Source organism: Tistrella bauzanensis, from assembly GCF_014636235.1.
Classification (GTDB): Bacteria; Pseudomonadota; Alphaproteobacteria; order Tistrellales; family Tistrellaceae; genus Tistrella; species Tistrella bauzanensis.
The window spans coordinates 13,086-31,074 of the sequence record NZ_BMDZ01000029.1 but is presented as its reverse complement, the minus strand read 5'-3'; the positions used below and the strand labels follow the sequence as shown (position 1 = coordinate 31,074).

Here is a 17,989-nt window from a genome sequence, read left to right as displayed (position 1 = left end):
ATCGGGCCGTTGCCGCCGGTCAGAACCGGCCGCGCTGATAGTCGTCGATCGCCCGCATGATCTCGGCCTGGGTGTTCATCACGAACGGGCCATATCGGGCCACCGGCTCGCCGATCGGCCGGCCGGCGACCAGGATGGCGCGGGCAGTGGCCGTCTCGTCATTGCGCAGCCTGACATCGCCATCGCCCGACAGCACGCCCAGCCGCCGGGTGGCGAGCGGGCTGGCCTCGGCTCCGACGCCCAGACTGAGTGCGCCTTCATAGACATAGATGAAGGCGGCATGGCCGGCAGGCACCGGCAGGTCGACGCTGCCGCCGGCGGTGACGGCCACATCCAGATACAAGGGATCGCTTGCAACCCCGGCCACCGGGCCGCTGGTGCCGAAGACCGTGCCGGCAATGACCTTCACCCGGCCGGCGCCGCCCGGCAGCGGCACATCCGGAATGCTGTCGGGGCCGAATTCGCGATAGGCCGGCGCCTTCATCTTCTCCGACGCGGGCAGGTTCACCCACAACTGAAAGCCGCGCATCAGACCCTCGGTCTGTTCGGGCATTTCCTCATGAACGATGCCGCGGCCGGCCGACATCCACTGCACGCTGCCCGGCACCAGAACCCCCGCATGGCCGGCATTGTCGGCATGGCGCATGCGGCCGGCCAGCATATAGGTCACGGTTTCGAAGCCGCGATGGGGATGTGCCGGAAAGCCGCCGATATAGGCGCCCGGGTCGTCGGAGCCGAATTCGTCGAGCATCAGGAACGGATCGAGCATGTCGAGCGCCGGCTGGCCGATCACCCGCGTCAGCTTGACACCGTCGCCATCCGATGCCGGACGGCCGACGATGACCTTGGTCACCCGGCGACCGCCGGCAGTGGCGGGGGTCGTATTGGTCATGGTCGCGGTCATGGGGAGACGCCTTTCCTCTGGTCCGAAGGTCGCGGTGCCGGTGCGGCGTGTCCGGCCGGGCAGGTCTTCGGTCGGGTGCCGTGTTCAGCCCTGAAGATAGGCACTGCGCCACTGTTTCCGTAGACGTGGCCGGCGCAACGATCTTTGCACCGCCAGGAAACAATGGCCGGGCAGCATCAGGCGGGTTCCGCGACGGATGGGGCCGGCTGGCCGCCGCCATGGCGGCTGGCCAGCGGGACCAGCACGATCTGGGCATCGGGCAGGGCTGCGGCCAGCGCCGCGCGCATCCGGTTCATGATCTCGGCGACAGCCGCGAAGCTGCGATCGCCTTCAAAGGTCAGGGTGATCTCGATCTCGGCGCCGTTGCCCAGCCGGCGGCTGCGCACCCGCACCAGATCGTCATAATCGTCAAAGAACTGCGCCAGAACCTTGTTGATCTCCATCTGCAACGGTTCGGCCAGCGACCGGTCGAGCAGATCGGGCATGGCCTCCTTCAGCATGCCGAAGGTGGTGGCCAGCATGATGATCGCAACTGCTGTGGAGCCGACCATATCGGCCCAGTAGGACAGCATCATGTCGCCGCCCAGTTGATCGATGGCGACGCAACCCACCACCACCACCGATCCGATGGTCTTGGCCCAGCGCGCCCGGTATTGCGACCGCACGATGATCGAGGCGCCGTCGCGGGCCGCCCGGCGCAACGACAGTAGCTGACCGGTATTCAGGAACAGATTGAAGGTCACGAAGAAGGTGGCCAGATAGGCGGCGGTGCCGGTCTCCGACGGGGCGGGCACCTTGGTTGCCAGTTTGTAGAGGATGAAACAGGCGGCGATGACCAGCATCATCGCGATCAGGATCGAGACCGCCTGTTCCAGCTTGGCGGTGCCGTATTCGAAATTGCCGGTGCGGCGGCGGTTGATGTTGCGCAGCGTGGCATAGGACACCAGCCCGACACAGATCAGCAATGTGCCGCGCACGCCGTCGGCGATCATGGTCAGCGAACCCGACCATATGGCCACCGCCATGAACGGCCCGCACAAGGCCAGATCGGCCAGCACTGCGATGGCGACCGCGCGTTCACGAGATCTCTCAGCCGGCGACAATGTGGTCATTCGGAACTCCGGGCCAACGGGCATGTGACGTCATGAGGGCAGTGTTGCGCAACCGCGCGCAGCTTTCCAGTCCGCAGCCCCGAATGGACCAATGATCATTCATCAGCCGGTGAAAAATCGCCTCGGGCGTGGGGTGCGTGCATGGCCGCCGCTGCCGGGGCGGGATCAGTCCGGGCCGGCTGGTCCGCGCCGGGGGGCGATCGCCATGGCGGTCGCGAACAGCAGGCCGATCACCGCCCAGACATGCGCTTCACCATTCTCGGCGCCCTCGGCCACGGCGACCGCGACCGCGCCACCACCGATCATCAAGGCGAGCAGGGCTTCTTCGACCGGCAGCGTCAGGCGCGGTGTGCGGGCTCGGCCGGCGACGGGCATCAGGGCGTCCACGGCCCAGCCCAGCGCCGGTATCAGGAATGTGGCGATCGGGAAGTCGCGATAGCGCGGATCCAGCGCCAGCCCGATCATCGCGATGGCGACGGATACCGCTGCCAGCCCGCGCAGCAGGCCATGGCGCAAGGCGCGTGCCTCGTCGTCGGTGCCAAGCCAACGGGCCTTATGGGGCATGCGCAGGGCGCTCAGCACCGTATGCACCGGGGCGGGCTGGATGCGCATCTCGGCACGCCCGGCCCAGCGCCGGGCCAGCACCACGGCGGTCACCGTCGACAGCAGCCACAGGCCGATGCCGACGGTCCATTCCACCGGGCCGCGATTGACCAGCGACAGGTGGTCGATCGACAGCAGCAATGTCGCCCCGGCGAGTTGTGCGGCGCTGACCGCCGCGGTCCAGCCCAGGATCTCGCGCCCGACATGTTCCTCGATCGAGCGGTCAGGACGGCGGCGCCCTGCCAGCAGCATCAGCATGGCGGCCGCGAAAATGCCGCCAGCCGCCAGCCAGTACCAGTGCGGCATCTCCACCACCGGCCCGGTCAGGGGGAATTTCTGGTTGCGGAATTCATCCACCAGCCCCCAATGGCCGCCGACCGTGCCTTCCTGCACCCGCTTCCAGGGCTGATCGAAGGCTTCGATCAGGTTGTAATCGACCCCCATGCTGCGGGCGAGTGGGATGAACTCACGAATGAACTTGGCCTGATTGACCAGACCGGGTGAGGCGGGGCCGCGGGTGCGGCCCTCGCTGGGCCAGCCGGTCTCGCCGATCATGATCGGCTTGCCGGGGAAGGCTTCCTTCACCTCGGCGATGATCCGGCGCAGATGAGCCATCGAGTGGTCCACCGACACCGGCTCGTCCTCCCAATAGGGCAGGATATGGACGGTGACGAAATCGACCTCGTCGGCCAGGTCCCGGTTCTGCAGCCAGAATTCCCAGACATCGGCATAGGTGACGGGCTTGTCGGTGCGTGCCTTCACGCCGCGGATCAGCTCTCGCAGGCGCTCCGGCGACTGTTCGCGCCGCAGCAGCACCTCATTGCCCACGATCACCGCCCGGATCGCATCCGGGTTGCGGGCCACAACATCCAGTGCCGCATCGATCTCAAGCCGATTGTTCTCAGGGTCGGCACCGATCCAGATGCCCTGAAGCACCTTCATGCCCAACTGGGCCGCCTGGACCGACACCTCTTCCAGCCCCTGGCGCGCCGAATACAGCCGCACGCAGTCGGTGACCGATTTGAGGATCGCCATATCCTCGGCGATCTGGGCGGGCGGGGCGACGAAATCGACATTGTGGGGCGTCTGACGGCCGCGGAACGGGGCATAGGACGTGCAGGCCACATGGGCATTCGGCACATCGGGCAGGGCCACCGGCGCATTCGTCCAGGACCACAGGCCCCAGGCGATCGCGGCAGTGACAAGAAAGGCGACCAGTCCGATCAGGCGCGACGACATCGCTCAAGGGCTCTCCCTGGCCAAGCTCGGCCCGTCCGGACGGGCGGAGCCGGGCCGGGGGCGGGCACCGGACGCAGACGACCCCCTCGTCCGCCGCACTCCGGCCGATCATCGTTAGCGGAAACCGCGTGTCTTGTCAGCCGTCCGTGTGCATTGCCACATCGGCGAGGGCGGCGGCGAGACGCTGCCATTCGTCCGCGTCGCCCGTGCCGATAGCGTCGGCGGTATGATGGGCGGGGATGCCGAAGCGCAGCCAGCCGGCCTGTTCAGGGATGGTGACGGCTGCCGGCCAGTCGCGGATCAGGATACCATGCCGCGCCGCGAGATGCGCCAGAATGGCGGCCGCCCGGGCGCGGCTGCCGGCATCGACGGTGCGGAACAGGTCGGTGCCGCCCACGGCCTCAAGCCCGGCCCCCGCCAGCAGCCGGTCGAGGCGGCGGGCATCTTCAGCCAGCCGGTCTCGGGTTCGAGCGGCCCAGCCGGCATCGCCATAGGTCTGCGCCGCCACGGCCAGGGCCGGACCCGACACCGCCCATGGCCCCAGATGATCGGCCATGGCCGCGGCAACGGGCGGATCGGCGATCGCAACCCCCAGCCGTAACCCCGCCAGACCAAAGAATTTTCCGAACGACCTCAGCACGATCAGCGCCGGTCCGGCCGATGCGGCGACCGATGCCGCGGGGGTGGTCTCGCCAAAGGCCTCGTCGACCACCAGCCGGCCGCCGCGCCGCGCCATCACCTGAGCAAGATCCATCAACATGTCGGGTGCGTGCAGCCGGCCGTCGGGATTGTTCGGGTTCACGACCAGCGCGGTATCGATGCCGGGGGCCGTGAGGTCTGCAGGGTCGGTGACCACGCAGACCGCGTGTCCGGCGCGCCGCCAGGCGGGGCCATGTTCGTTATAGGTCGGCCCCAGCACCGCGACCCGCCCGCGCGGCACGGCGAAGGGCAGGGCCTGGATCAGCGCCTGCGAGCCGGGCCCCAGGCACAGTTGATCATCCGACGCGGCGCCATAGAAGCGCCGGGCGGCGGCGATGCAGGGCCGGATCAGGTCGTCATCGGGAAGCCGGGTCCAGGCATCCGAAATATTGTTAGCAATATCAATTGGATATGGATTCCGATTGATGCCGGTGCTGAGGTCGATCCAGGGCCGTGGTGCATGCGGATAGCGGACCATCATCCGCGTCAGACCGCCGCCATGATCCCGCTCCGCCGGTCCCGTCCCGGTCATGGCCGCACCGGCCGGGCGGCGGCGGCGAACAGCGCCTCGATGTCCAGGTTGGCTTCCAGATGGTCGGCCAGGGCATCCAGCGCCTGATCCACCGAGCGCTGATAGTCGACCGGCGCCGGGCGCCGGCCGGTCAGTGCCTCGATCAATGCCGCGCGATAGCCATCGGCGCCGAACAGCCCGTGCAGATAGCAGCCGGTCACCCGCCCGTCATGGCCCACCGCACCATCGGCGCGCTCCGCCACGCCCGGTTGCCCGGCCAGCATCAGCATCGGCCGCGCGCAATCGGGGCCGGTGGTGACGCCGATATGCATCTCATAGCCATGGACGGCGGCCCCCGTGATCCTGTCGGTGCCTGTCGCCTCAATCAGCGACTTATCGCCACCCAGCCGGGTGTGGATGTCGAGCAGGCCCAGCCCCGCGACATGGCCGGGCTCGCCCTCGATGCCCTCAGGGTCGGATATGCTGCGCCCCAGCATCTGATAGCCACCGCAGATGCCGATCACCCGTCCGCCGCGCCGGACATGGGCGGCCAGATCGATATCCCAGCCCTGGGCGCGGAAGAAGGCCAGATCGCCGATGGTCGCCTTGCTGCCCGGCAGGATGATCAGATCGGCGACCGGCAGCGGCTGGCCGGGCGGCACCATGGTCAGGGCCACCTGTGGCTCCAGCTTCAGCGGGTCCAGATCGTCGAAATTGGCGATGCGCGACAGCATCGGCACGGCGATCTTCAGGCCCCCGGGGCCGGGGCCGCCTGGCATGTCCAGGGCGACCGCATCCTCGGCCGGCAGCCGCGCCGCCGCCGGCAGCCAGGGGACGACACCGAAAGCCGTCCAGCCGGTGCGGCGCCGGATCTCGTCGAGCCCGCCATCGAACAGGCGAACATCGCCCCGGAACCGGTTGATGATAAAGCCTTTGATCAGCGCGCGCTCATCGGGTGGCAACAGCATGTGGCTGCCGACCATCTGGGCGATCACCCCGCCGCGGTCGATATCTCCGGCCAGAACCACGGGCGCCTGCACGGCGGTGGCGAAGCCCATATTGGCGATATCGCCGGCACGGAGATTGACCTCCGACACCGATCCCGCACCCTCGATCAATACCAGATCGGCCTGATCGGTCAGGATATGGAAGCTCTCCAGAACCCTGGGCATCAGGCGGTCGCGCCAGCCGCGGTATTCGGCGGCGCGCGCCGTGCCGGCCATCCGGCCCTGAACCACGACCTGCGCGCCGATATCGGTCTGCGGTTTCAGCAGCACCGGGTTCATGTGCACGCTCAACGCAGCACCGCAGGCGCGGGCCTGAAGTGCCTGCGCCCGGCCGATTTCCCCGCCATCGGCGGTTACGGCGGCATTGTTGGACATGTTCTGCGGCTTGAACGGCCGCACCGTCAGCCCGCGCCGGCGGGCGATGCGGGCAAGGCCTGCAACCAGCAGCGATTTGCCGACATCGGAACCAGTGCCCATCACCATCAGGCAGCGCGCGGTGGCCATGATTGTAGCCCTCCTGACCGGCGGTCTCAGAATGTGGCCCGCAGGCCCAGATAGACGCTGCGACCAGGGGTGGCATAGCCATCCACTTCCTGATAGTCGACGTCGAAGACATTGTCGAGCCGCGCGAAGGCGGTCAGGCTGTCGGTCAACCGCTGGTCGCCATTTAGCCCCAGCACCGTATAGCGACGGATCCTGGTGGGCCGGCTGGCGGAATTCTGCTGTGCGCCGACATGGGTCACCTCGGCGCCGATCCGGCTGCCATCCCATGGATAGAGATCGGCGGCGGCGAACAGGCTGTGGCGCGGCCGGCGCGGCAGCTGCCCGCCGGTATCGAGGTCGGTCGTCTCCAGATAGGTATAAGCGGCCTGAAGCGACAACAGGTCTGCCGGCGTGGCCCTGGCCGACAGCTCGACGCCTTCGGTGCGGGCGCGGGCGGTGTTGCGATAGCGGCTGGCGGCGCTGTCGAAGCTCAGCATGTTGCGGATATCGTTGCGGAACCAGGTGGCGCCCAGGGTCAGGCGTTCTTCCAGGAAACTTTGTTCGATACCAAGGTCATAGCCGCGGCTCTTCTCGACATCAAGCGACGCGTCGCCATAGGTCGGGTGATAAAGCTGGTATAGCGACGGTGCCTTGGTGCCGGTGCCCAGGCTGCCGCGCAGGGTGGTGCCGGTGCCTGGAATCACCCAGGCGCCGGTGAACCGCCAGGTGGTGCTGGCGCCGAAGGCGTCGTGATCGTCGCGCCTGAGGCCGGCGGTCAGATACACCTGATCCCATAAGCCGGCCTGATACTGGCCGAAGATCGCGGTGGTCGTGGCATCGGCCTTCAGCGTGGTGGTGACCGGATCGCCCAATGCGCGGGCATCGCGGATGGTGGCGCGTTCGGTCTCGGTGCCAAGGCCGAGTGTCAGGATGTCGTCGTGATCGTCGACCATGATATCGGTCTGGGTCTCGATACCCTGGCGCACGCCATCGAATTCGGTGCGGGCCTGAAAACGCGACAGGGGGTTGTTCGACTCCCGATCGAGCCGCGCGCCCGACAGCGTCGTCCGGTTCTCCACCCGGCCATCGGCCAGGGTGGCGATCGCGGTCAGCCGCCCGCTATAGCTCAGGGCATCATTGGTACCCGGCGCTTCGGGGTTGCTCGACGGGTCGAAATCGGCGCTGGTCCGCGCTGCCGTGCCCGTGGCTTCCAGCGCCAGCACGTCGCTGAGCGTCACGCCCCCGGACAGGCCGATCTGGGTGCCGGTGAACCCGTCATCCTCTCGGCCGCCTTCCAGCCGCGAAAAGCCCTCGGTCCGGAAATCGACCGCGGATATCGCCGCGTCCCAGCCGGCACCGGCCGCGCGCAGGGCGGTGCTGACCCGCTGGCTGCGATAGGCGCCGGCCTCGACCGAGGCATCGCCCTCCACCCCATGCCCGCCATCCCTCAGGCCGCGACGGGTGATGATATTGACCACGCCACCAATGGCATCCGCGCCATAAAGGGCGCTTTGCGGACCGCGCAGCACCTCGATACGGTCGACATCGTCGGCGAGCAGCCGGCCCAGATCGAAGCCGCCACTGGCGCTGGCGGGATCGTTCACCTCGACGCCGTCGATCAGGATCTTGGTCTGGCTGTCATCGGTGCCGCGCAGCCTGAGATTGGTGGCGGAGCCGGGGCCGCCGGTGCGGCTGAAGCTCACCCCCGGCGCCCGGCGCAGGGCATCGACCACGAACACCGTGCCCGCCTGCCGCAAGCTGTCGCCCTCGATGACGGTCACGGCGCTGCCGATGCGATCCGGATCCACGGCCGTCCGGGTGGCGCTGACCACAAGCGGCGACAAGGGCTCGTCGGCCCGGGCCGGTGCGATGGCAAGCTGGCCCTGAAGAATGGCAAGCGCGCCGCCGGCGACGAGCCGGGCTGCGGTCGAGGGCCAGACTGCGGTTGAGGGCCGGGCTGCGGTCGAGGGCCGGGCGGTGACATGGATAGGACGATAGCGCCTGGAGGTGTGCATCGAGCGGTCCCGCAATGACGATGGCCAAAGCGCATCGACGCGGCTGGCGGCTCTTTGCAGACAAAAGATGCCGCCGCTCCACCGGTCAGACCCGTCCGGTGGTCGCCTCGATACGCGGGTGGCTGACGGCAGGTCTCCTGGCTCGCGGGTCCATGCGCCGCCCGGCCTTCCCGGCAACCCATGGTCACCAGTGGCATGATCGGGTGGTGCTCTCCGCCTACAGTTGCGGGTACAGCCGCGGCATTGGCGGGGGCTGGCCCCGCCGCACCGCATTCCCTCTTCATCCGCTCACAGACAGAACCTGTGCGCGAAACCGTCGCCGCGCACCATAGACACAGCATCCACCGCCGACAAGGGCCATCCATCGGCCGGTGGAACGCAGCACCGGCAGCGGCCAAAAAAATGGCGTCGCACCATCGGGATGCGACGCCAGGCCTTCAGGGCCCAAGTCTCAGGGAGAGAGCAAGTCTCAGGGAGAGAGAGAGTGGGTATTCCAGGGAAACGCGGGTCGTTCAGGCTGGAGACGGAGTATCAGCCGGCGGGGGCCGGGGCGGTGGTGGTCATCGGCTGGGCGGCACCGGCCTCGGCGTCGCTCTTGACCGCTTCTGCCGATTTGAAGGCCGGCATCTGCTCAAGCTGTTCCGGCGTCATCGAGGCGACAAGAACCTGTTCGCCCGGTTCCGCGGTCAGCTGATCCCAGGGCACCATCACTTCCTTGGTGCCGAAGCCCAGCAGGCCGCCATATCCCAGAACGGCGTGGGTGATCTGGCCATTGGGATCGAAGATCAGACCGCGAAGCGTGGCGACTTCCTCGCCATCCGGCGTGCGGACGACAGCGTCACTCGACAGCAGTGTGTTGGCCGGCTGCGGCTCCGGCGGCGCCTCGGCGGTATCCTCGGCGCCCGCGGGCGGGGTGGTGGCGGCGGGTGCGCCGGCGGCCGGGGCCTGGTTCATCGTGTCGGCTGAACCGCCCGCCGGCGCCTCGGTGGTGGTGCCGGCACCGGGGGTTGTCGCCTGGGCCAGCGCGCTGCCTGCGGCAAGCGGAACGGCACCAAGGCCAAGAATGATCGCGAGAGCCGAGGTGGTGCTGCGCATGGACTTCAGCATGGGGGGTCTCCTGTGTTCAGCGATCCGGCAAGCTCTCTTGCCTTCCCCTAAGACTTAAGATCTTCCATTATGATTGTGAATGGCAAAGGCTGTGGCATAATCATGAGGCATTTTGCCAGTGAATATTGAGGCATGTCTCAAGTTGTGTCGCTATGATGTCCTGGCATGAAAGATAAGCGCAGTTGCGGCCACAGCGATTGCATCGGGCAACAACCTGTGTCGTCCGCATGTCGCAGCGGTGCTTGACGGCGACCGGCACCCGGCGCAGGCTCCGCGTCAGAGGTAACGACGGCGACCGCACAGGTCCAAACATGGCCATGGCCCGTCTGGTTCCCACGTGGTGAGGAGAGCTGCCGCATGCGTATGGACATTCTGGGTCTGGCCGGTGCCGCCGTGATCGCGGTCGGCATCGCCGCCGGCGGCTGGCTGGTGGGCCAGGGCGTGGTCGAGGCGCGGCTGGGCAATCGCACCGTTTCGGTCAAGGGCCTGTCCGAACGCGAGGTCAAGGCCGATCTGGCGGTGTGGTCGCTGCGCTATGTGGCGTCGGGCAATGATCTGACTGAGGTTCTGCGTGAACTGCGCGGCGCAACCGAATCTGTCACCAGCTTTTTTACCGATGCCGGCCTGCCGGCCGAGAACATCGAGATGTTGAGCCTGGACGTCACCGACCAGAATGCGCAGCTCTATCGCTCCGGCCCGGTCGAGGTGCGCTATATCGTGGCGCAGACGGTGGCCGTGCGCACCACCGAGGTCGACAAGGTCGAGGCCGCGTCGCAGAAGGTGGGGGCACTGGTCGAGGCGGGGGTGGTGTTGTCGAACGAGATGGGCGCCTTTGGCAGCGGCCCGTCTTTCGTCTTCACCAAACTGAACGACCTGAAACCCGAGATGATCGCCGAGGCCACCGCCAATGCGCGTGACGGCGCCGCCCAGTTCGCCACCGACAGCGGCAGCCGGGTGGGCGCGATCCGCAATGCCTCGCAGGGGCTGTTCCAGATCCTGCCGGCGACCGATATTCCGAACATGCCGGAAAGCCGCCAGATCACCAAGACGGTGCGGGTGGTGAGCACCATCGATTTCTTCCTGGAAGACTGACCATACAGTGACGGCGCCTGATACCGATGCGCCCCTGCCGGCGCGGATCGCCCATGCGATCGCGGCATTGCCGGTGGCCGGGCTCGCGCCCGCCATCCGGTCGGAACTCGCGGCCGGACGTGACCTCGTCATCGAGGCCCCGCCCGGCGCCGGCAAGACCACGGCCGTGCCGCTGATGCTGCTGGATGCCCCTTGGGCTGCCGGCGGCCGCATTCTGATGCTGGAACCCCGGCGTCTGGCCGCGCGGGCCTCGGCCGCCCGCATGGCCGCGATGCTGGGCGAGCCGTTGGGCCAGACCGTGGGCTATCGGGTGCGTCTGGATGCCCGGGTGAGCGCCGCCACCCGGATCGAGGTGGTGACCGAGGGCATCTTCACCCGCCGCATCCAGGGCGATCCCGAACTCGACGGTGTGGCCGCGGTGATCTTCGACGAGATCCATGAACGCAGCCTGGACGGCGATCTGGGGCTTGCGCTCGCGATCGAGGTCAAACAGGCACTGCGGCCGGATCTGCGGATCATCGCCATGTCGGCGACGCTCGACGCCGGCCGGGTCGCGTCCCTGATCGGGGACGCGACCCGGCTGCGCGCCGATGGCCGGATGTTTCCGGTGGTGGTGGTGAACGACGACCGCCGGCCCGAACCGCGCGAGCTTGCCCCTGCCATGGCCGGTGCGGTCCGCCGCATGCTGGCGGCCGAGACCGGCGACATCCTGGCGTTTCTGCCCGGCACGGGGGAGATCGCGCGCACGGCCGATCTGCTGGCCGGGGCGGGTGGCCCCGGCGTCGATATCATGCCGCTTGCCGGCGAGTTGACCGCCGAGGCTCAGGATCTGGCGATCCGCCCGTCGGTGCCCGGCCGGCGCAAGGTGGTGCTGGCGACCGCGATCGCCGAAACCAGCCTGACCATCGACGGCGTGCGGGTGGTGATCGATGGTGGCTACACCCGGCGGCCGCGCTTCGACCCGGCAAGCGGCATGAGCCGGCTTGAGACGCTGCGGGTGTCGCGCGCTGAGGCCGAACAGCGCCGCGGCCGCGCCGGGCGTGTCGCCGAGGGGGTCTGTCTCAGGCTGTGGCCCGAGGCGGAGACCCGGGCACTGCCAGCCTTCGCCGCGCCGCAGATCACGGTCGACGATCCGGCGCCGCTGGCACTGGAGCTGGCGGTCTGGGGCGTGGATCAGACCACAGCCCTGGCCTTCGCCGATCATCCGCCCGCGGCCGCCTGGGCGCAGGCCCGCGACCTGCTGCGACGGCTGGGTGCCCTCGACGCAGAAGGCCGGGTGACCGCCCATGGCCGCGCGATGGCCGGGCTTGGGATGCATCCACGCCTCGCCCATCTGGCGATCGAGGGCGCGCGGCGCGGCGCGGCGCGGGAGGCGGCGGTGCTGGCCCAGATCCTGTCGGAACGCGACCTGTTCAGAAACGCGCGGACCGATATCGACCTCGCCCGGCGGATGATCCTGGTGGCGGAAGGCCGCGACCCCTTGCGCGGTGGCGATGGTGCCGTCATCGACCGTGGCACGCTGACCCGTGTGCGCGAGGGCGCGCGATCGCTGGAAAGGCGCCTGCCGGCGGCCCGGCGCGACGGTCGCGACCCGCGCCCCTCTCTCGGCCAACTGGTGGCGCTGGCCTATCCTGAGCGGCTGGCTCAGGCGCGCGGCCGGGACGCGGTGTTCCGGCTGATGGGTGGTGGCGGCGTGGCGCTCGATCCGCTCGACCCGCTGGCGGCGGAGCCCTGGCTTGCGGTGGCCACCACCGGCGGCAGCGGCCATGGTGGCGATGCGCGCGCCTTCCTGGCGGCCCGGATCACGCTCGACGAGATCGAGACCAGTTTCGGCGCTGATGTCCGCACGGTCGACCGGGTGGAATTCGATCTGAAATCGGGTGGTCTGGTGGCGCTGCGCGAACGCCGGCTGGGTCAGTTGCTGATCGGGACAAAGCCACTGTCGAAGCTGGCGCCCGAAGATCATGGTCATGCGGTTGCCGAAGGCGTGCGGTCGCTCGGCCTCGACCGGCTGGACTGGCGCGACGCGGCCTTGTCGCTTCGCCACCGCATCGCCTTCCTGGCCCGTATCGACGGCCCCGATGCGGGCTGGCCGGATGTGTCGGATGCCGGGCTGACGGCGACACTGGAAGACTGGCTCGGCCCCGATCTGGGGCGGGTCCGCCGGCTCGACGATCTGGCCCGGATCGATGTCAGGGCAGCACTGCTGCGTCTGCTGGACTGGCGCCAGCGCAGCCGGCTGGATCAGGCGGCACCGGAACGGGTGACAGTGCCGTCCGGCCGGTCGCATGCGGTCGATTATGCCACCGATCCGCCGGTGCTGGCGGTGAAGCTGCAGGAAATGTTCGGTGCCGCCGAAGGCCCGCGGGTGGCCGATGGCCGGGTGGCGCTGCTGGTCCATCTGCTGTCGCCAGCTGGTCGGCCGGTGCAGGTGACGGCCGACCTTGCCGGATTCTGGACCGGCAGCTATGCCCAGGTGCGGGGCGAGCTGCGCGGCCGCTATCCCAAACATCCCTGGCCGGACGACCCGACCGGCGCGGTCGCCACCCACCGGGCCAAGCCGCGTGGCAGTTGAGGCAACCGGCCGACCGCGGGGATGAGGCGTCAGCTCTTGGCCGGCCGCGGCACCACCGGCCTGCCGGCGGCCTTCCAGGCCGTGAATCCGCCCTCCATATGCGCCACGGGTTCAAGCCCCATATCCTGCAGGGCCGCCGTCGCCAGTGCGGATCGCCACGCCCCGCCGCAATACAGCACGAAGCTTTTGCCCGAGGCGAAGACCGGCTTGTGATAGGGGCTTTCTGGATCGACCCAGAATTCCAGCATGCCGCGCGGCGCGTGATAGGCGCCGGGGATCATGCCCTCGCGGTCCAGCTCGCGCACGTCGCGGATGTCGACGAACAGGGTTTCGGGATCGTCGAGCAGGGTTTCGGCTTCGTCCATCGGGATGGTGCGAATGCGGGCGCTGGCCTCCATCACCAGGTCTTTCACGGTTCTCTTCAGGGGCATGGGGTGGTCCTTGCATGGGCGTTATGTACTGGTCGCCTGTGAGCTTAGGGCTTTCCGTCATGGTTGGCATTCGACAGACTGAGGTCCAGTGTCGAAGAAACGACAGCCCGGATGCCCCAGTGATGACGCAGCTTCCCCCGTTCCGGTCGATAGAAGCCTTCGTGGTCGCGGCACGGCGGCGCAGCCTGACGGCGGCGGCCGACGAGCTGGGCCTATCGCTGCCGGCGCTCAGCCGGCGGATCGGCGTGCTGGAGGCGCATATCGGCAGCCCCTTGCTGGTGCGGTTGCCGCGTGGTGTCGAGCCGACGGCGCTGGGCGCCGCCTATGCGGCGGATCTGGCGCCGGCGGTGACGGCATTGCACCGCGCGAGCGACACGGCCCGCGCCGCCGCCCGTGGCCACCCCGACCGGCAGACGGTGCGCATCAGCCTGATCCCGACGCTGGCGGTGACCTGGCTGCTGCCGCGGATGGCGGCGTTCCATGCCGCCAACCCTGCGATTGCGATCGACCTGGACGGATCGGCCGCCTGTGTCGACCTCGCCGCCGGTGATGCCGATCTGGCGATCCGGCTGGGGCAGGGCCGATGGCGGGGCACCGACGCTCGGCCCCTGATGGCGCTGGATCTGCAACCGGTCTGCAGCCCGGCATGGCTTGCGGATCATCCGGCCGGATTGAACGAGCCGCGCGATCTGTTCCGCACGGTGCTGCTGGGCCCGGGCCACCGGCCGGAATTCTGGCCGGAATGGGCGCGGGCCCAGGGGCTCGACACCGACGCATTGCCGCCGGTCCGGACCTTCGACAGCCTGCAGATGCTGTATGAGGCGGCGGCCCAGGGGCTGGGGGTGGCGATCGGCATCGACCGGCTGGTGCAGCCCTGGATCACCGCCGGCCGGCTGGTCCGGCCGATCGCGGGCACGGTTGTGTCCTCGCGTGCGTTTCATCTGGTGATGCCCGCAGGTGCCGCGGCCCGCGCCCCGGTCGGCGTGGTCAGCGACTGGCTGCAGGCGGAAGCGCGGCGTGGCGACCGTGCCGCCCGCCTTGCGGTTTCCTGAAGGCTGCGGCCGCAGAACCGAATTGTCGCGGGCGCTTTCCGCGCCGACAGTCGGTCGATCGACCACCAGCGAGGCCGCCCCGACCATGGATGCCACGACACTCTGCTATCTCGATGCCACCGCACAGGCAGCCCTGATCCGAACCCGGGCGCTGTCGCCGGTCGAGGTGATCGACGCCCATCTCGACCGCATCGCCCGGATCGATCCGATGCTGAACGCGGCCGTCACGGTGATGGCCGACAGCGCCCGTGCGGCCGCGCGGGTGGCCGAGGCGGCGGTCATGGCTGGTGCGGCCACGGGCGCGCTGTTCGGCGTGCCGTTCTCGGTCAAGGACTGCCTCGACACCGCCGGCATTCCCACGCGGCGCGGTTCGCGCCTGTTTGCCGATCATCTGCCGGTGCAGGATGCGACCGCCGTGGCACGGCTTCGCGCGGCGGGCGGCATTCCGCTGATCAAGACCAACCTGCCGGAATTCTCATACGGGATCGAATCCGACAACCCGCTTTCGGGCCGCAGCAACAATCCGTGGGATCTGGCGCGCACGCCCGGTGGATCGAGCGGCGGTGAGGCGGCGGCGATCGCCGCCGGCCTGTCGCCGCTGGGTCTTGGCAGCGATGTCGCAATCTCCGTGCGCGGCCCGGCTGCGATGTGCGGCATCGCGGCGCTGAAGGCCACCCACGGCCGCATTCCGTTCACCGGCCATTGGCCCGACATGCTGCGCCGGTGGTGGCATGTCGGTCCGATGGCGCGCAGCGTGCGCGATCTGGCGCTGGCGCTGGATCTGCTGGCCGGCCCGGATGGCCGGGACGGTCACGCGGTCGTGCCGGCCGGTGTGGGCGCGGATGTGGCCGACGGCTTGCCGCTGCGGGTCGGATGGATGGCGGCCGAAGGGTTCGGGCCAGTCGATCCTGAGGTGGTGGCGACGATCGCCGCGGCGGCGGATGCGCTGGCGGCGGCGGGCTGCGTGGTCGAGCCGGTCGTGATACCGGCCCTGGAAACCGACTGGACCGCGGTCAGCGCCATCCTGCACGCGCCGGAGGTCGAGCCCGGATTTCGTGCGGCGGTGGGCGGGCGCCTGGATGCCGTGCACCCGCTGATCCGCCACGTGGTGACCCGCGAGCCGGTTGCGCTGGCCGATCACGCGGCGGCGGTGCGGGCGGCGGAGGCGCTGAGAGATGCCTTCGCGGATGTCTTCGCCCGCCATGACCTGTTGCTGTGCCCGGTGCTGCCAATCCCGGCGCCTTTGCATGGCCAGGCCCATCATCTGGTGGATGGCGAGCGGGTATCGGCACGCCATGTGATGCGCGCAACGGTTCCCTTCAACCTGACCGGGCTGCCGGCGCTGTCACTGCCCTTCGGGATGACGGCAACCGGCCTGCCGATCGGCGTGCAGATCGTCGGCCGCTGGTTCGCCGAACGCACGGTGCTTGATGCCGGGGCGCGGCTGGAAGCCTTGAGCCCGGTGCGCGACCGCCGCCCGCCGCTTTGACGGCGCAGCGCCGTGAAATGGTGGGTTGCCCGCCGCCGCCGCTGGACGTCCTGCCGCTCAGGGTGTAGGAATGCAAGTCATTCGCACTTGCGAAGATGATCTCAGGGCGCAGATGACCTCAGGGCGGAGGAGACGACATGGCGATGAAGATGGGTAGGATCGGGTGCTTGGTTCTGGGTGGTGCGCTGCTGGCTTCGGCGTCGGCGCTGGCCGCCACCGACGACCAGAAGCGTGCGGTGGTCACCAATTACGCCAACATCGCCCAGGCCGCCTATGGCGACAGCCTGACGGCCGCGAAGACCCTGCAGGCCGCCGTTGAGGCGCTGATCGCCAGCCCCGGGCCCGAGACCATGGCAGCAGCCCGTGCCGCCTGGATCGCCGCCAATGTCCCCTATAAGCAGACCGAGGCCTTCCGGTTCGGCAATGCCATCGTCGACGACTGGGAGGGCCGAGTGAATGCCTGGCCGCTCGACGAAGGCCTGATCGACTATGTCGACAGCTCGTATGTCGGCGCCGAGGGCAATGCGGCGGCGGCATTGAACGTCATCGCCAACACGAGCCTGACCGTGGCGGGCAAGACCGTCGATGCCACCACCATCACGCCCGCGCTGATCGAGTCGCTGCAAGAGGCCGAAGGCGTCGAGGCCAATGTCGCGACCGGCTATCACGCGATCGAGTTTCTGCTCTGGGGCCAGGATCTGAACGGCACGGGGGCCGGCGCCGGCAACCGGCCCTGGACCGATTACGACACCGCCAACTGCACCGGCGACAATTGCGACCGCCGGGCCGCCTATCTGAAGGCCGCGACCGATCTGCTGGTCGATGATCTGGCCTGGATGGCGGCACAGTGGCAGGATGGCGGCGAGGCGCGCAAGGCGCTGACCGACACCACGCCCGATGCCGGGCTGAGCGTGATGCTGACCGGCCTTGGCAGCCTGTCCTATGGCGAACTGGCCGGCGAGCGCATCAAGCTGGGCCTGCTGCTCAACGACCCGGAAGAGGAGCATGACTGCTTCTCGGACAACACCCACAATTCGCATTATTACGATGCCGTGGGCATGTGGAACGTCTATAGCGGCCGCTATGTCCGCATCGACGGCTCGGCGGTCGAAGGGCCGTCGCTGTCCGGCCTGGTCGCCGAGGCCGATCCCAAGGTGGATGCCGACGTCAAGGCACGGATGGCGGTGACGCTGGCCTCGCTTGGCGCGATCAAGGCGACGGCGGAAGCGGGCACCCATTACGACCAGCTACTGGCACCGGGCAACGAGGCCGGGGCCGCGCTGATCAACACCGCCATCGACGGTCTGGTGCAGCAGACCCGCGCCATCGAGCGTGCGGTGACCGCGCTGAAGCTGGAGCCGGTGGCGATCGAAGGCTCCGACAGCCTCGACGATCCGAACGCCGTGTTCAAATAAGCCCACGCGCGCGGCGGACCTTTGAAAAGCCGGCAATCATAAAGCCGGCGGCATGCAAGCCGCCGGCGCGTCTTCAACGGTCGGTCTGGATATCACGGGCCCTGGCGTCAGCCGGGGACGTGGCGTCCGGCCGACCGTCATGCATTTGGAGCACCAGGCGTGACGATCGCGACGACCAGGGGCAGATGGATCAGGTCTGCCGGCTATGCGGCGGGAATGATGGCGGTGCTGGGGGTGCCGCAGGCCGCGTCATCG

The 17,989-nt window shown here is 68.7% G+C and carries 13 protein-coding genes and 1 riboswitch; of the genes, 5 read left to right on the top strand and 8 right to left on the bottom strand.

From position 1 onward, the window contains the following. Window positions 1-19: 19 nt before the first annotated feature. The 7 genes from IEW15_RS12935 to IEW15_RS12905 all read right to left on the bottom strand — a co-directional run bounded on the left by IEW15_RS12935 (window position 20) and on the right by IEW15_RS12905 (window position 9,680). On the bottom strand, window positions 20-904 hold the full coding sequence (locus IEW15_RS12935) for a pirin family protein (protein WP_229708068.1): 885 nt from the start codon (window positions 902-904) through the stop codon (window positions 20-22). Window positions 905-1,080: 176 nt separating this feature from the next. After that, the gene (locus IEW15_RS12930) at window positions 1,081-2,016 is read right to left on the bottom strand and encodes a cation diffusion facilitator family transporter (protein WP_188578504.1); all 936 of its coding nucleotides are present in this window, start codon (window positions 2,014-2,016) and stop codon (window positions 1,081-1,083) included. 165 nt (window positions 2,017-2,181) lie between these two features. Beyond that, on the bottom strand, window positions 2,182-3,858 hold the full coding sequence (locus IEW15_RS12925) for a glycoside hydrolase family 17 protein (protein WP_188578503.1): 1,677 nt from the start codon (window positions 3,856-3,858) through the stop codon (window positions 2,182-2,184). A gap of 136 nt (window positions 3,859-3,994) precedes the next feature. Further along, window positions 3,995-5,089, bottom strand: a complete 1,095-nt coding sequence (gene cobD / locus IEW15_RS12920; RefSeq protein WP_188578501.1) for a threonine-phosphate decarboxylase CobD — start codon at window positions 5,087-5,089, stop codon at window positions 3,995-3,997. Further along, a complete protein-coding gene (locus tag IEW15_RS12915) occupies window positions 5,086-6,579 on the bottom strand; it encodes a cobyric acid synthase (protein WP_188578499.1) in 1,494 nt (497 codons plus the stop codon). The genes cobD and IEW15_RS12915 overlap by 4 nt, the downstream gene beginning before the upstream one ends. Window positions 6,580-6,605: 26 nt before the next feature. After that, window positions 6,606-8,573, bottom strand: a complete 1,968-nt coding sequence (locus IEW15_RS12910; RefSeq protein WP_188578497.1) for a TonB-dependent receptor plug domain-containing protein — start codon at window positions 8,571-8,573, stop codon at window positions 6,606-6,608. Window positions 8,574-8,683: 110 nt separating this feature from the next. After that, window positions 8,684-8,906: riboswitch (cobalamin riboswitch) on the bottom strand. Window positions 8,907-9,104: 198 nt separating this feature from the next. After that, complete coding sequence (locus tag IEW15_RS12905) at window positions 9,105-9,680, bottom strand: PRC-barrel domain-containing protein (RefSeq protein WP_188578495.1); 576 nt, start codon at window positions 9,678-9,680, stop codon at window positions 9,105-9,107. A 357-nt stretch (window positions 9,681-10,037) separates the two neighbouring features. On the opposite strand from IEW15_RS12905, the gene IEW15_RS12900 reads away from it, so the two are divergent. Continuing rightward, complete coding sequence (locus IEW15_RS12900; RefSeq protein ID WP_188578493.1) at window positions 10,038-10,772, top strand: SIMPL domain-containing protein; 735 nt, start codon at window positions 10,038-10,040, stop codon at window positions 10,770-10,772. A gap of 7 nt (window positions 10,773-10,779) precedes the next feature. After that, the gene (gene hrpB, locus IEW15_RS12895; protein ID WP_229708067.1) at window positions 10,780-13,347 is read left to right on the top strand and encodes an ATP-dependent helicase HrpB; all 2,568 of its coding nucleotides are present in this window, start codon (window positions 10,780-10,782) and stop codon (window positions 13,345-13,347) included. A gap of 29 nt (window positions 13,348-13,376) precedes the next feature. Here the strand turns inward: hrpB and IEW15_RS12890 are convergent, their stop codons facing one another. After that, window positions 13,377-13,778, bottom strand: coding sequence for a rhodanese-like domain-containing protein (locus tag IEW15_RS12890; protein ID WP_188578490.1), 402 nt, complete (start codon window positions 13,776-13,778; stop codon window positions 13,377-13,379). Window positions 13,779-13,900: 122 nt separating this feature from the next. Between IEW15_RS12890 and IEW15_RS12885 the strand changes: the two genes are divergently transcribed. From IEW15_RS12885 to IEW15_RS12875, 3 genes are all read left to right on the top strand, one after another. Beyond that, window positions 13,901-14,830, top strand: a complete 930-nt coding sequence (locus IEW15_RS12885; protein ID WP_188578488.1) for a LysR substrate-binding domain-containing protein — start codon at window positions 13,901-13,903, stop codon at window positions 14,828-14,830. An 85-nt stretch (window positions 14,831-14,915) separates the two neighbouring features. Beyond that, the gene (locus IEW15_RS12880; RefSeq protein WP_188578567.1) at window positions 14,916-16,319 is read left to right on the top strand and encodes an amidase; all 1,404 of its coding nucleotides are present in this window, start codon (window positions 14,916-14,918) and stop codon (window positions 16,317-16,319) included. A gap of 137 nt (window positions 16,320-16,456) precedes the next feature. After that, window positions 16,457-17,734 carry an imelysin family protein gene (locus IEW15_RS12875; protein WP_188578486.1) on the top strand — a complete coding sequence of 426 codons (1,278 nt, stop codon included), beginning with the start codon at window positions 16,457-16,459 and terminating at the stop codon, window positions 17,732-17,734. The last annotated feature ends 255 nt before the right edge of the window (window positions 17,735-17,989 follow it).

Excerpts from the sequence above, each read along its gene's own strand:
- IEW15_RS12935 (WP_229708068.1), bottom strand. The coding sequence starts at position 904 with ATGACCGCGACCATGACCAATACGACCCCCGCCACTGCCGGCGGTCGC.
- IEW15_RS12930 (WP_188578504.1), bottom strand. The coding sequence starts at position 2,016 with ATGACCACATTGTCGCCGGCTGAGAGATCTCGTGAACGCGCGGTCGCC.
- IEW15_RS12925 (WP_188578503.1), bottom strand. The coding sequence starts at position 3,858 with ATGTCGTCGCGCCTGATCGGACTGGTCGCCTTTCTTGTCACTGCCGCG.
- cobD (WP_188578501.1), bottom strand. The coding sequence starts at position 5,089 with ATGACCGGGACGGGACCGGCGGAGCGGGATCATGGCGGCGGTCTGACG.
- IEW15_RS12915 (WP_188578499.1), bottom strand. The coding sequence starts at position 6,579 with ATGGCCACCGCGCGCTGCCTGATGGTGATGGGCACTGGTTCCGATGTC.
- IEW15_RS12910 (WP_188578497.1), bottom strand. The coding sequence starts at position 8,573 with ATGCACACCTCCAGGCGCTATCGTCCTATCCATGTCACCGCCCGGCCC.
- IEW15_RS12905 (WP_188578495.1), bottom strand. The coding sequence starts at position 9,680 with ATGCTGAAGTCCATGCGCAGCACCACCTCGGCTCTCGCGATCATTCTT.
- IEW15_RS12900 (WP_188578493.1), top strand. The coding sequence starts at position 10,038 with ATGCGTATGGACATTCTGGGTCTGGCCGGTGCCGCCGTGATCGCGGTC.
- IEW15_RS12890 (WP_188578490.1), bottom strand. The coding sequence starts at position 13,778 with ATGCCCCTGAAGAGAACCGTGAAAGACCTGGTGATGGAGGCCAGCGCC.
- IEW15_RS12885 (WP_188578488.1), top strand. The coding sequence starts at position 13,901 with ATGACGCAGCTTCCCCCGTTCCGGTCGATAGAAGCCTTCGTGGTCGCG.
- IEW15_RS12880 (WP_188578567.1), top strand. The coding sequence starts at position 14,916 with ATGGATGCCACGACACTCTGCTATCTCGATGCCACCGCACAGGCAGCC.
- IEW15_RS12875 (WP_188578486.1), top strand. The coding sequence starts at position 16,457 with ATGGCGATGAAGATGGGTAGGATCGGGTGCTTGGTTCTGGGTGGTGCG.